The following is a 12,828-nucleotide window of genomic DNA, read 5'->3' on the forward strand; positions in this document are numbered from 1 at the left end:
ATCCTCGGCGCAGGGTCGTCCGAGACGCGGGATGGTTGGCCAGCGGGATGGTGGGCAGAGGTATCACGCCGCTACGGCGTCACAGGCAGCGCGAGCAGTTCGCCCGCGCCGTCGACACGCATCCCGGTCCGGCACGCCCCGGTTCCGCTGACACCGGCCGGACCGGCGAAGACTTCGCCGACGAACTGGCCGTAGTCGCGCTGCTGCGGAAAGCCGCAGCCACGAGCGGCCCGGACGAGGCCGCCAAGGCCCGGATGCGGGCCAGGGTGCTCGGCGCCGCGGCGCCGCCGCCGACCAAGCTCGACCGGCCCGCGGAAGAGCCGCGCACGCCCCGCGCCGGAGCCCGCGGCCGATTAGCGGTGGCCCTCGCCGCGGCGCTGTGCCTGCTGTTGTCGCTGACCGGGATGAGCCTGCTGCTCAGCCAGGACGCGCTCCCCGGCGACGCGCTGTACGGCGTCAAGCGCACCGCCGAGACGGCATCGCTCGGCCTCACCTTCGGCGAGGAGTCGAAGGGCCACAAGCGACTGGAGTTCGCCGCCGCGCGCGTCGCCGAGCTGGAGACGCTGGTCGACCGGTACCGCGGACCCGACGGCGGGCCGCTCGGCGGCTACCTGACCGCGCTGACCGATTTCGACGCCGACGCCGCGGCCGGTTCCCGCGTGCTGACCGCGTTCGGCTCGAACTCGGATCAGCGCGTCCTCACTGAGCTGCGCGATTGGGCCGACGCGCAGGCCACCCGGCTGACCGGGTTGCGGGCCGCGCTGCCCGTCGAGGCCTCGGACCGGGCCGGCACGTCGTTGGACCTGCTCGACCGGATCGCCCAGCGCGCGTCGGCCTTGCAGGGCCGGACGGACTGCGTGTCCGTGACGTCGGGGCAGTCCGACCAGATCGGCCCGGTGCCCGCCGAGGGCGAGTGCGCGGCCCCGCCCGTGCCGCCCGGCACCGCGCCGGAGAACCTGCCGCCCGCGCCGGAGCCCACGTCCGCCGCGGCGCCCACCACGTCCGCCGGCCTGCCCGGCACGAGCGCGTCGAGCGGCCTGCCGAGCGCCGGGGTGCCGCCGTCGACGCTGCCCACGCCGTCCGCGCCGACGATCTCCACCAGCGCTCCGGTGCTCCCGCTGCCCACGTTGCCGCTGCCGTCGCTGCCCCTGCCCGGCCTCGGCGGCTGATCGCTACCCTGTCCCCATCGGACCGCGGGAGGCGCTGACGTGGTGAAAAGGCGTGTGGTGGAGGGCTCGGCCGAGCGGGAGCGGCTCGCCGCGCTGGCCGGTGAGGCTTCGGCCGCTGCCGCGCTGGCGGTGGTCGGCCCCTCTGGGAGCGCGTCCACCGACCTCACCGCGGCGGCTTTCTTCGACGTCGACAACACGATGATGATGGGCGCGTCGATCTTCCACTTCGCCCGCGGGCTCGCCGCGCGCAAGTACTTCAAGAACTCCGACCTGGTCGGGTTCGCGTGGCAGCAGCTCAAGTTCCGGGTCGGTGGGCGCGAGGACCCGCAGAGCGTCGCCGCGTCCCGCGAGCAGGCGCTGTCGTTCGTGGCCGGCCGGTCGGTCGCGGAGTTGGTCTCGCTCGGCGAGGAGATCTACGACGAGCTGATGGCGGACCGGATCTGGACCGGCACGCAGGCGCTGGCGCAGATGCACCTGGACGCCGGGCAGCGGGTGTGGCTGGTCACCGCGACGCCGGTGGAGCTGGCGCAGATCATCGCCAAGCGGCTGGGGCTGACGGGCGCGCTGGGGACGGTGTCGGAGAACACCGACGGCATCTACACCGGCCGGCTGGTCGGCGACCTGCTGCACGGCCGGGCGAAGGCGCACGCGGTGCGGGCGCTGGCCGCGAAGGAAGGGCTCGACCTGCGGCGGTGCACGGCGTACTCCGACTCCGTGAACGACGTGCCGATGCTGTCGGTGGTCGGCACGGCGGTCGCGGTGAACCCGGACTCCGGGCTGCGTGAGACCGCGCGCAAGCGGGGCTGGGAGATCCGCGACTTCCGCACCGGCCGCAAGGCGGCGAAGATCGGCGTGCCGTCCGTGCTGGGCGCGGGCGCCCTGGCGGGCGCGGTGGCCGCCACCCTCGCCTACCGCCGCCGCGACCGCTGACCGCCGGGGCGGGTCGGCCTCAGCCCAGGAAGACGTTGCGGCGTTGCGTGAGCAGCCGGTACAGGGTCTGCTGGATCGTCTCCCGCACCTGGTCGGTCAGGTTGAACACCAGCATCGGGTCGTCCGCCGCGTGCTCGCCGTACGCGTCCGTCCGGATCGGCTCGCCGAACTCGATGTACCACTTCGAGGGCAGCGGGATCGCGCCCAGCGGCCCGAACAGCGGGAAGAACGGCGTCACCGGGAAGTACGGCAACCCCAGCAACCTCGCCAGCGGCTTGATGTCGCCGATCTTCGGGTAGATCTCCTCCGCGCCCACGATCGAGCACGGGATGATCGGCACACCGGTGTTCAGCGCCGCCGAGACGAACCCGCCCCGCCCGAACCGCTGCAGCTTGTACCGGTCCTTGAACGGCTTGCCGATGCCCTTGAAGCCCTCGGGCCACACGCCGACCAGCTCACCCGAGCTGAGCAGCCGTTCCGCATCCGGGTTGCACGCGAGCGTCTGCCCCGACTTGCGCGCCAACGCGCCCAGCACCGGCGTCCTGAACACCAGGTCCGCGCCCAGCATCCGCAGGTGGCGGCGCTTCGGGTGGTCCGCCCGCACCGCGAACGCGGTCATCGTCGCGTCCAGCGGCAGGGTGCCGGAGTGGTTGGCGACGATCAGCGCGCCGCCCTCGCCCGGCACGTTGTGCATGCCGATCGTCTCCACCCGGAACCACTTCTCGTACAGCGGCCGGAGCGGCGGCATCAGGAGGTGGTCGGTCAGGTCGGGGTCGAAGCCGAACTCGTCCACCTCGTAGTCGCCCTGGAGCCTCCTGCGGGCGAACGTCAGCAGCTCCGCCAGCTGCCGCTCCCACGCCGCGGGCTCGGGCGCCACGGGCTCCTGCGCCGACTCCTCGGCCGGCTCTTCGAACGGCGCGTCCGAAGGCTCGGGAAGAGCGGCGTGCGCCGAAGAGCGCGCCCGTGCCGCGCCGCGTCGTCGACGGGGAGCCTCCCGGTCCGCGCCGTGCAGCGGGATCACCCGTGCCTCTGCCACCGCGTGTCCACCTCCTCGCCGTCCACCGGCCGTCTAACGGAACCTGGCGGCCAGGTCGAGCACGCCGCGCTCGACCGACGCCACCACCTCGGGATCGATCAGCGGACGCAGGGCGCGCCCGCTCACGTAGTCGTCGAACGCCTGCTGCGTGGTCCACCTCGGGGTGAAGCCGAACTCCTTCTTCAGCAGCGTCGTGTCGACCACCCGGCCCCAGTTGAGGAACCTCATCTGGTCCGGGGAGAAGTCCACCAGCCTGGCACCGCGGAACAGCCTGCCCACGGTCGGCACCGACGCGCTCGGCACCCGCAGGTTGATCCGCCCGGCCCGGCGGATGGCCTGGGACAGCATCAGCACGCCGTCACCGCCCACGTTGTACACGCCGGGCAGGTCGTGCAGCGCCGCCCGCTCCAGCACGGCCAGGGCGTCCTCGGAGTGCAGCAACTGCACCCTGGCGTCGTAGCCCAGCACCGTCGGCACGACCGGCAGGGCGAAGTACCTGGTCAGCACCGTGTCGATGCGCGGGCCGATGAAGTTGCTGAACCGCAGCGCGGTGACGTCCACGTCCGGCCGCCGCCGGGCGAACCCGCGCACGTACCCCTCGACCTCGACCGCGTCCTTCGCGTAGCCGCTGGACGGCAGGTCCTTCGGCCCCATGTCCTCGGTGAACACCGCCGGGTCGCGCGAGCTCGACCCGTAGACCGCACTGGTCGACTTCACCACCAGCTTGCGCACGTGCGGCGACTTCTGGCACGCGGCCAGCAGCTGCATCGTGCCGATGACGTTCATCTCCTTCATCGCGGTCCGGCCGGTCGGACCGGCCGGGTTCGCGGTCACCGACGCGTGCACGACCGTGTCGACCTGCGCGGTGGCGATGACCTTCGCGATGAGGGGGTTGCGGATGTCGGCGCGCACGAACTCGGCGCGGCCCATCCGGCGGAGCAGGTCGCGGGACGGTGGCTCGGTGTCCACGCCGAGCACCCTGTCGATGTCCGGGTTCGCCGCGAAGCGCGCGGCGAGGTGACCGCCGAGGAACCGGCTGCAACCGGTGACGAGAACGACCTTGGGCGCCATGCGACTCCCTGTGCGGGTGGTGCGACTCGTCGATGCTAGCCGGGAACCCGGGTCGGGCCGGGATGAGGAGCGGCCCCTTGAGGCAGGTCACCAGCGCTTCACCGGTCAATCACCCGGATGGCGGCTTCACCGGCCGGGCGGCCCGGGACGGCGCGGAACGACAACACCGCCAGTCCCACGGCCGTTCGCCGGGGGACTGGCGGTGCGAGGACCCGCAGGGGTTACTTGCCGCGCTTCCTGCGCTGGACCCGCGTCTTGCGCAGCAACTTGCGGTGCTTCTTCTTCGACATGCGCTTGCGGCGCTTCTTGATGACCGAGCCCATGCGGGTTCCTTCACTACTAGACGTTGGTGGTCTCCACGCGCCGGTGGAAACACCCGTCAAGAGGGCGCGCCGACACCAGGCACGAACGGCCTATCACTTTACCCGCCGCCCCGTACCGGGCCTCACCCGGCGTCGAAGTAGGCGTTCCGCAGGTACTCGTGCACCGCCTTCTCCGGCACTCTGAACGACTTCCCGACGCGCACCGCGGTCAGCTCACCGGAGTGAACCAGTCGGTACACCGTCATCTTCGACACGCGCATCATCAGCGCGACCTCGGCGACTGTCAGGAACCTGACCTGGCCGAGCGACTTCTCCTCCGCAGGCATGGATCACCGCGTCCTTCGACACGCGTCGTGCCGTCGGCTTCCCCACCGACGGTTCGACACGCACGTGCTCCCTTGAGGGTAACGGGACAGGTGGGGCTGGTGCGACGGCCAATGGCGGTATCAGTCCGCCTCGTGGTCCCGCCCCAGCTCCACCGAGCGGTCCCGAGCTGCTTCGATGGCCGCCAGCATGGCCGCGCGGACGCCGTGCTTCTCCAGTTCGCGGATGGCCATGATGGTGGTGCCGGCGGGGGACGTGACGGCCTCGCGGAGGATGACCGGGTGCTGGTCGCCCTCGTTCAGCATGGTGGCCGCGCCGACCGCCGACTGGATGATGAGCCGGCCGGCCAGGTCGCGCGGGATGCCGAGCAGGATGCCCGCGTCGATCATGGCTTCGACCAGGTAGAAGAAGTAGGCCGGACCGGAGCCGGACAGGGCCGTGACGGCGTCCTGCTGGCTCTCCGGGACGCGCGCGACCTGGCCGACGGTGCGCAGCAGGTCCTCGACCAGGTTCAGGTGCTCGTCGGTGGCGTACCTGCCGGCGGAGATGGCGCTCATCGCCTCGCCGACGACCATCGGGGTGTTCGGCATGACCCGGACCACGGGGGTGCTGTCGGGCAGCCTGCGCTCGTACAGGGACGTCGGGAGGCCCGCGCAGAGGGACACGACCAGCGTGCCGGGCTTGAGCACCGGAGCCAGCTCGTCCAGCAGGGGGTCGATGTCCTGCGGCTTGACCGCGACCACGAGCACGTCGGCCCGCTGCGCGGCGCCCACGACGTCGAGCCCTTCCACCCCGTACCGGTCCGCCAGCTGTGCCGCACGGTCCGGGTGCTTCTCCGTGAACAGCAGCTCGTCGGCCTTGCGCCCCCCTTGGAGCAGCCCGGACAGCAGGGCCTCACCGATCTTGCCAGCCCCCAACACGGCGATGGTCGTCATGCCCCAAGCCTGCCACGCCCCACCCCACCCCCCGCGAGTCCTCCACTCACGCACCGCGAGTCACGCGGCCAGACACCGCGAGTCACGCGGTCAGCCCGCCGGCGTCAACGCCAGCTGCCGCGCCTGGCACACCAGCCGCCCGGCCGAGTCGATCACCACGGCGTCCTCGTCGAACCACTGACCGTGCACCGCGCTGCACGACACCCGCACGCGCAACCACCCCGGTGCCGGGCCGGCCCGCAGCAACGACGTCATCTGCACCGTCGGCGACCACCCGAACCGACCCAGGTTGAACGTCACCGGCATCGAGATGTCCCCGGCGATCAGCGCGAAGTACGGGTCCGGCCGCTCACCCAGCGGACGCACCCACAGCCGCAGCACCAACGGGTCACCCACCCGACCGGTCAGGAACCCGGCGCCTTCCTTGTCCAGCCGCACGTCGCACACCGACCCGAGCTTGTACACGCCCCCGGACCCCATGGACGCCAGGTCGATCGCGTCGGCGGGCGGTGCGGCGGCCATCTCCGGCAGGTCGACGTAGTCCGGCGTGCCGTCGGGCATCCGCCCGACCGTCACCACCGCCTCCACGCAGCTGCGCCCGCGCTGCTCCAGCGACGACGTCACCACTGTCGCCGTCCGCCCCGCCTTGCGAACGTGCGTCCGCAGCAGCACCGGCCCGACCTCCGGCGCGCGCAGGAACTGCGAGCTCACCGCCAACGGCGCGAGGTCGTCGGCGCCCGGCACGGCCGCACGCGCGCTGTCCACCGCCGCACGGGCCACCAGGGCCAGCAGGAACCCGCCGTGCGGCTTGGGGCCGACCGTCCACTCGGCGGGCAGGGACGCGGTGTACGTGCCGTCGCCCAGGGGGCGGACCGCACTGGCTACCGAGAAGGACACGGGGCTCCTCACGAACGGCTGACCAGCGAGCGCAGGAAGAACGCGACGTTCGCCGGCCGTTCGGCGAGCCGGCGCATGAGGTACCCGTACCACTGCTCGCCGAACGGCACGTAGACGCGCACGACGTGGCCTTCCGCCGCGAGGTGCAGCTGCTCGCCGGGGCGGACGCCGTACAGCATCTGGAACTCGAAGTCCTCGACCGCCTTGTCGTACCAGCGGGCGCGTTCGCCGATGATCTCGATCAGCCGCGGGTCGTGGGTGGCGAACATCGGGTACCCGGAGCCTGCCAGCAGGACGTTGGCGCAGCGCACGTAGTTGAGGTCGACCTCGTGCGGGTCGACGTACGCCACCGACGCGGGTTCGGCGTACGCGCCCTTGCACAGCCGGACGCGGGTGTCCGCGAGGTCGCGGCAGTCGTCCAGGGTGCGGCGCAGGTACGCCTGGAGCACCGCGCCCACCGACGGCCAGTGGCGGCGCAGCTCGGCGAGCACGCGCAGGGTGGCGTCGGTGGTGGTGTGGTCCTCCATGTCGACGGTGACCGTGGTCGCCGCCTGTTCGGCCGCCGCGCAGATGCGGGACGCGTTGTCCAGCGCCAACGTCTCGCCCAGGGCCAGGCCGACGGCGGACAGCTTCACGCTGACCTCGGCGTCGGCGGCCAGGCCCACGTCGTGCAGCTGGTCGAGCAGCTCCAGGTACGCGCGCACGGTGCGTTCGGCCGTCTTGCGGTCGGTGGTGTCCTCGCCGAGGTAGTCCAGGCTGACGCGCAGGCTGTGCCGACCGACGAGGTCGCTGGTCACGTCGATCGCGTCGCCGATCGTCTCGCCGGCCACGAACCGGCGCACGACGTCACGGCTGACCGGCGCGGTCGCGACGACCCGGCGCACCGTGTCGTTGCCCGCGACGGCGAGGACCAACGTGCGCAACGGGTTCACGATCAAGACCCTAGCCGCTGGGCAGCGGCGCAGCGGATGGGAGTTCGGGGCCGACCTGGCCGACGCACCTGAACGCAGCGTTCACACTGCGGGAACTCACGGGCCACGGTGCCCGAACGTTGTGCTCGCAGTGCCCGAGCGGACGACTCGGGGTGCCCGAGCGGAGGACTCGGGGTGCCCGAGCGGAGGACTCGCGCGTGGTCAGAGGTGGAGGCGGGCGAAGAGGAGGGATTCGGCGAGGAGTTCGGCGCGCTCGGCGGTGGTGCGGGCGCGGCGGGTGTTGACCTCCAGCACGACCTGCCCGGTGAAGCCGGTCCTGGTCAGGTGGGACAGCAGCTCGCCGCACGGCTGGTTGCCCCGCCCCGGCACCAGGTGCTCGTCCTTCGGCAGGCCCGAACCGTCGGCCAGGTGCACGTGCGTGAGCCCCTCGCCCATCCGCTTGGCCAGCTCCATCACGTCCGCGTGCGCGGCCGACGCGTGCGACACGTCCAGCGTGTAGTTCCGGTGCCCCACGTCCGTCGGGTCGATCGACGGCCGGAACGCCGTGACCTGCACCGACCGCCCTCGGCCCAAGGCCTTCCGCACCGGGAACATGTTCTCCACGGCGATGGCGACCCCGCTGGAGTCCTCCAGCGACGCGACCAGGTCGGCGAACCCGTCCGCGTACTTCCGCTGCCACAGGAACGGCGGGTGCAGCACGACCGTCCGCGCGCCCAGGTCGCCGGCCGCCCGCACGCTGCGCCGCAGCCGTTCCGCCGGGTCCGGCGACCACACCCGCTGGCTGATCAGCAGGCACGGCGCGTGCACGGCCAGCACCGGCACGCCGCTGCTCTTCGCCAGCCGTTCGAGCGCCTTCACGTCCTGGCTGATCGGGTCGGCCCACACCATGACCTCGACGCCGTCGTAGCCGAGGTCCGCCGCCGCCTGGAACGCGGCGCCCGCGGGTTGCGGCCACACGGCCGCGGTGGACAGGCCGACGGGGATCAAGACTTCACCAGGAGCATCGCGGCGGGCGAGACCGTGACGATCAACCCCACCAGCACGGCCAGGACGGTGGTCTGGAGGTCGTCCGCCCGGCGGATCTTGCGGACCACCATCACCAGGCCCACGGTCACGCCGAGCGCCACGACCAGGGCCGCGGGCGCGGCCGTGCGCCACAGGAAGCTGAAGCCGAGCCACAGCGCCGCGCCGCCGAGCACGCCGACCGCGAGCTGGCCGATCATGACCAGCCACTCCTTGCCGGCCGAGCGCTCGACGGGCTCCTCGTCGTCCTCGACGTCGGCCAGCCCGGCGGGCTCGTCGTCGAACTCGCGCCGCTGGAAGTCGCGGCGCTGGTAGCCGTCGCTCGCGTCGTCTTCGTCTTCCTCGTCGAGGTCGACGTACGGGTGGAACTGGGTGCTCTCCTGCTCCTCGGCCCCTTCGGGCTCGTCGTCGTCGCCGAACCAGTCCTCGGGGGTCTGGTCGGGCAGCGGCTCGGGCAGCCTCGGCGGCGCGGGCGGCACGATCAGCACCGACTCGGTCGGCAGCGACTCCAGCGGCACGTTCGGCGTGAGCTTGTCGGTGATGCGCGGCATCACCTCGGTGACCGGCTCCCGACCAGGCGGCTTCACCATCGGCGGCTTACCCGCCGGCGGCGCGGCAGGCGGCGCGGGCCGCACCAGGTTCGACGGCTTGACCTGCGGTTTCGGCAGGTTCGGCCGGGACTGCTCAGCCTGGTAGTCGGCCACGATCGGCGGCACGACCCGCGTCTCCTCGGCCGGGTCCACGTCGGGTGCGCGCCGACGGCCGGGCTCGGCCTTCGTCGGCTCCAGCCGCGAGAGGTCCGGCCTGGACACCTGCTCGGGCCGGGCGACCGGCGGCGGTGGGGCGACCGGCGGCGGTGCGGCCGGGGGCGGCGTGACCGGCGGCTGGTAGGCCGTGCGCTCGGCCTCGACGCCACGCTGCCGCTGCGGTCGCGCAGGCGGTGGTGGCGGCGCGGCGGGCGCGGGCTCGTCGCGGATCGGCATGAGCCGGCCGCTGTCCGAGTTGACCCGGTCGATGATGGCCTGCGGACCGGTCTCCGCGGCCTCTTCGGCACGGCGGCGTCGCCGACGCGGCGTCACCTCGCCGGAGCCCGCACCGTATTGGGCGAGCAACTCCGCGACGGTGCGCTGGGTCTGCTCCGACTCGCTCTCTCGACTCATCAACTCCACCGTGCCCCGTGGCGGCCAGTCCGTCCAGTGTCACCCGTCGTGCGGGTGCGACCCGGCAGTGTGCCCTGGTCCGAGCCATTAGTGTGGTCCAGGCGACGCAGGATGACACCTTCCCGGAGCGCCCAGGGGCAAATCTCCAGCTCGCCGAGTGACAGGGCTCGCATCGTGGCCTCCGCCACCAGGGCGCCCGCCACGAGCTGGTGCGCCCTGCTCGCGCTCACGCCTTCGAGATCGGCCAGGTCGGCCGCGGACATCCGGGAGATGAACGCGACGAGCTGCCGCAGACCTGCGTCCGTGAGCACGCGCCGTGCCCGCGGACCGGCCGAGGACGGCGCCGCGCCGGTCAACCGGGCCAGCGTCCGGAAGGTCTTCGACGTCGCGACCACTCGATCGGGCGCGCCGACCCGGCGGATCTTCTTCGCCACCGGCGCCAGCTGGTCGGCCAGCCACTCCGCGGTCTCGCGCACCTCGGCCCGGCTCGGCGGGTCGTTGCGGAACCGGGTCCGGGTGAGCCTGCCCGCGCCGAGCGGCACCGAGAACGCCTCCTCCGGCTCCTCGTCCACGCCGACCGCCAGCTCCAGCGAACCGCCGCCGATGTCCAGGCACAGCAGCCGGCCCGCGGACCACCCGTACCAGCGGCGCACCGCGAGGAACGTGTACCGAGCCTCGTCCTCGCCGGTCAGCACCTGGAGGTCCACGCCGGTCTCGGCGCGCACCCGGTCCAGCACCTCGGCCGAGTTGCCCGCCTCGCGCACCGCGGAGGTCGCGAACGCCATCAGGTCCTCGCAGCCCAGTCGCTCCGCCGTCGCCTTGGACGCGGCGACGGTGCGCACCAGCTGGTCGGCGCCCGCACGGCCGAGCAGGCCGGAGCCGTCCAGCTGCTCCGCGAGGCGCAGCACGGACTTCTCCGAACTCATCGGCGTCGGGTGGGCACCCCGATGAGCGTCCACCACCAAGAGGTGGACGGTGTTGGACCCGACGTCAAGCACCCCGAGGCGCACGCGGTGCACCGTACCCGGTCGGGATTGTCAGGATTCGAACTTGTAGCCCAGTCCGCGCACGGTCACCAGGTGACGCGGGGTCGAGGGGTCCGGCTCGATCTTCGACCGCAGCCGCTTGACGTGCACGTCGAGGGTTTTCGTGTCCCCCACGTAGTCCGCGCCCCACACCCGGTCGATCAGTTGGCCACGGGTCAACACCCGGCCGACGTTGCGCAGCAGGTACTCCAGGAGGTCGAACTCCTTCAGCGGGAGGCTCACCTCGCCGCCGTCCACCGTCACCACGTGCCGCTCGACGTCCATCCGCACCGGCCCGGCTTCCAGGACCTGCGGCAACAGCTCCTCGGACTCACCGCCGCGGCGGAGCACCGCGCGGATGCGGGCGATCAGCTCGCGCGCCGAGTACGGCTTGGTGACGTAGTCGTCCGCGCCCAGCTCCAGGCCGACGACCTTGTCGATCTCGCTGTCCCGCGCGGTCACCATGATCACCGGCACGGCGGACCGGGCACGCAGCTGCTTGCACACGTCCGTCCCGCTCATCCCGGGCAGCATCAGGTCGAGCAGCACGATGTCGGCGCCGTTGCGGTCGAACTCCTCCAACGCCTCCTGGCCGGTGGCCGCGAGCGCCGCGGTGAAGCCCTCCTTGCGCAGCAGGAAGGCGAGCGGATCGGCGAAGGACTCCTCGTCCTCCACGATGAGCACCCTGGTCACAGCTCTCCTCCGTGTTTGCTGCCCGCGCCGCTCGGCACGGGTCTCGCCATGTCCTGCCTGGGCAGGTCCTGCGTGGGCTCTTCCTGGTCGGGGTGAGCCGGGATGCGCAGGGTGAACGTGGAACCGGTGCCCGGCAGGCTCCACAGCTTCACCTCGCCGCCGTGGTTGTTCGCGACGTGCTTGACGATGGCCAGCCCGAGCCCGGTGCCGCCCGTCGCGCGCGACCGGGCCTTGTCGACCCGGTAGAAGCGCTCGAACACGCGGATCTGCTGGTCCTCGGCGATGCCGATGCCGCGGTCGGTGACGGCGATCTCGACGAACCCGTCCACGAGCTTGCGGCTGACCGACACCGGGCTGCCCGGCGGCGAGTACGCGACCGCGTTCTCCAGCAGGTTGCTCAACGCCGTGACCAGCAACGTCCGGTCGCCTTCGACCTCAAGGCCGCCGGGCTCGTCGGTGGTGATCTGGATGCCGGCCGACTCGGCGGACAGCTTGGACCGGCTCAGCGCCTCGTCCACGACCACGTCCACCTCGACCCGGCTCAGCTCCGGCAGCTTCTCCGCGCCCTGCAGGCGGGACAGCGCGATCAGCTCGGTGACCAGCGTGCCCAGCCGGGTGGCCTCCTGCATGATCTTGGCGCTGAACCGGCGGACCTCCTCCTGGTCGTCCGCGGCGTCCAGCACGGCCTCGGCCAGCAGCGCCAGCGCGCCGACCGGGGTCTTCAGCTCGTGGCTGACGTTGGCCACGAAGTCGCGCCTGGTCGCCTCCAGCCGGACCGACTCGGACTCGTCGGTGGCGTCGACCACGACGAAGCCCTCGGTGAGCACCTTGACCGTGGCGTGCACGGCCGCCGGGTGGCGTCCCTTCACGACCTCCAGCGTCGACAGGTCGACCGAGATGACCCCGCCGTTGCGGCGGGCCAGCTCGGCGGCCCGTCTGGCCCGGTCGTCCACCCGGTTGTTCCGCACCACGCCCAGCTCCTCGGCGCGGGCGTTGTGCAGCACGACGTCGCCGAAGCCGTTCAGCACGGCGATGCCGTCGGGGGACGAGTGGACGACCATCGACATCAGGTCGGCGACGGTGAGGCCCTTGGGGCGGCTCTCACCGGGACGCGCGGTCGTGCGTCCGATGAGAAACGCCACGCCGCCGATCAGCAGAACGCCGATCGACAGGACGAGGTAACCCGTTGCGGTCACGAGCGCATCGTAAGCAGGTCAGGGCGTGTACGGCCTAGTGCGCAGGCCTGGTTCGTGACTCCCGCGACATGTCTGGAGCCGATGTTTTCCCTTCGGACGGCCGCAGTTCACCCA

14 protein-coding genes are annotated in these 12,828 nt (G+C 72.2%); 2 read left to right on the top strand and 12 right to left on the bottom strand.

Going from position 1 to position 12,828, the window contains the following annotated elements:
* Positions 1-47: 47 nt before the first annotated feature.
* The gene (locus ACRAKI_RS34425; protein ID WP_447004633.1) at positions 48-1,169 is read left to right on the top strand and encodes a DUF5667 domain-containing protein; all 1,122 of its coding nucleotides are present in this window, start codon (positions 48-50) and stop codon (positions 1,167-1,169) included.
* A 39-nt stretch (positions 1,170-1,208) separates the two neighbouring features.
* Positions 1,209-2,099: an HAD family hydrolase gene (locus ACRAKI_RS34430; RefSeq protein WP_447004634.1), complete on the top strand. Its 891-nt coding sequence runs from the start codon at positions 1,209-1,211 to the stop codon at positions 2,097-2,099.
* Positions 2,100-2,118: 19 nt separating this feature from the next.
* On the opposite strand, the gene ACRAKI_RS34435 is transcribed toward ACRAKI_RS34430, so the two are convergent.
* From ACRAKI_RS34435 to ACRAKI_RS34490, 12 genes are all read right to left on the bottom strand, one after another.
* Positions 2,119-3,135, bottom strand: coding sequence for a lysophospholipid acyltransferase family protein (locus ACRAKI_RS34435; RefSeq protein WP_447004635.1), 1,017 nt, complete (start codon positions 3,133-3,135; stop codon positions 2,119-2,121).
* Between the two features lie 33 nt (positions 3,136-3,168).
* Positions 3,169-4,206, bottom strand: a complete 1,038-nt coding sequence (locus tag ACRAKI_RS34440; protein WP_447004636.1) for an NAD-dependent epimerase/dehydratase family protein — start codon at positions 4,204-4,206, stop codon at positions 3,169-3,171.
* A 221-nt stretch (positions 4,207-4,427) separates the two neighbouring features.
* Positions 4,428-4,529 carry a 30S ribosomal protein bS22 gene (locus ACRAKI_RS34445; RefSeq protein ID WP_015105422.1) on the bottom strand — a complete coding sequence of 34 codons (102 nt, stop codon included), beginning with the start codon at positions 4,527-4,529 and terminating at the stop codon, positions 4,428-4,430.
* 122 nt (positions 4,530-4,651) lie between these two features.
* Entirely contained in the window at positions 4,652-4,855 is a 204-nt protein-coding gene (locus tag ACRAKI_RS34450; RefSeq protein ID WP_033436603.1) for a helix-turn-helix domain-containing protein, read from the bottom strand.
* A 120-nt stretch (positions 4,856-4,975) separates the two neighbouring features.
* Entirely contained in the window at positions 4,976-5,788 is an 813-nt protein-coding gene (proC, locus tag ACRAKI_RS34455) for a pyrroline-5-carboxylate reductase (protein ID WP_447004637.1), read from the bottom strand.
* A gap of 90 nt (positions 5,789-5,878) precedes the next feature.
* Complete coding sequence (locus tag ACRAKI_RS34460; protein WP_447004638.1) at positions 5,879-6,685, bottom strand: thioesterase family protein; 807 nt, start codon at positions 6,683-6,685, stop codon at positions 5,879-5,881.
* An 8-nt stretch (positions 6,686-6,693) separates the two neighbouring features.
* Complete coding sequence (locus tag ACRAKI_RS34465; protein WP_447004639.1) at positions 6,694-7,617, bottom strand: proline dehydrogenase family protein; 924 nt, start codon at positions 7,615-7,617, stop codon at positions 6,694-6,696.
* Between the two features lie 201 nt (positions 7,618-7,818).
* Positions 7,819-8,604: a sugar phosphate isomerase/epimerase family protein gene (locus tag ACRAKI_RS34470; RefSeq protein ID WP_447004640.1), complete on the bottom strand. Its 786-nt coding sequence runs from the start codon at positions 8,602-8,604 to the stop codon at positions 7,819-7,821.
* Complete coding sequence (locus ACRAKI_RS34475) at positions 8,601-9,800, bottom strand: hypothetical protein (RefSeq protein ID WP_447004641.1); 1,200 nt, start codon at positions 9,798-9,800, stop codon at positions 8,601-8,603. The genes ACRAKI_RS34470 and ACRAKI_RS34475 overlap by 4 nt, the downstream gene beginning before the upstream one ends.
* Positions 9,800-10,810 (bottom strand): Ppx/GppA phosphatase family protein, encoded by a 1,011-nt coding sequence (locus tag ACRAKI_RS34480; protein ID WP_447004642.1) that lies wholly within the window; start codon positions 10,808-10,810, stop codon positions 9,800-9,802. Before ACRAKI_RS34480 ends, ACRAKI_RS34475 begins: the two co-directional genes overlap by 1 nt.
* A 27-nt stretch (positions 10,811-10,837) precedes the next feature.
* Positions 10,838-11,518, bottom strand: coding sequence for a response regulator (locus tag ACRAKI_RS34485; protein WP_380724364.1), 681 nt, complete (start codon positions 11,516-11,518; stop codon positions 10,838-10,840).
* Entirely contained in the window at positions 11,515-12,714 is a 1,200-nt protein-coding gene (locus tag ACRAKI_RS34490; RefSeq protein ID WP_447004643.1) for a sensor histidine kinase, read from the bottom strand. The genes ACRAKI_RS34485 and ACRAKI_RS34490 overlap by 4 nt, the downstream gene beginning before the upstream one ends.
* Positions 12,715-12,828 lie beyond the last annotated feature (114 nt).

The sequence above is a fragment of the Saccharothrix isguenensis genome, assembly GCF_052936305.1.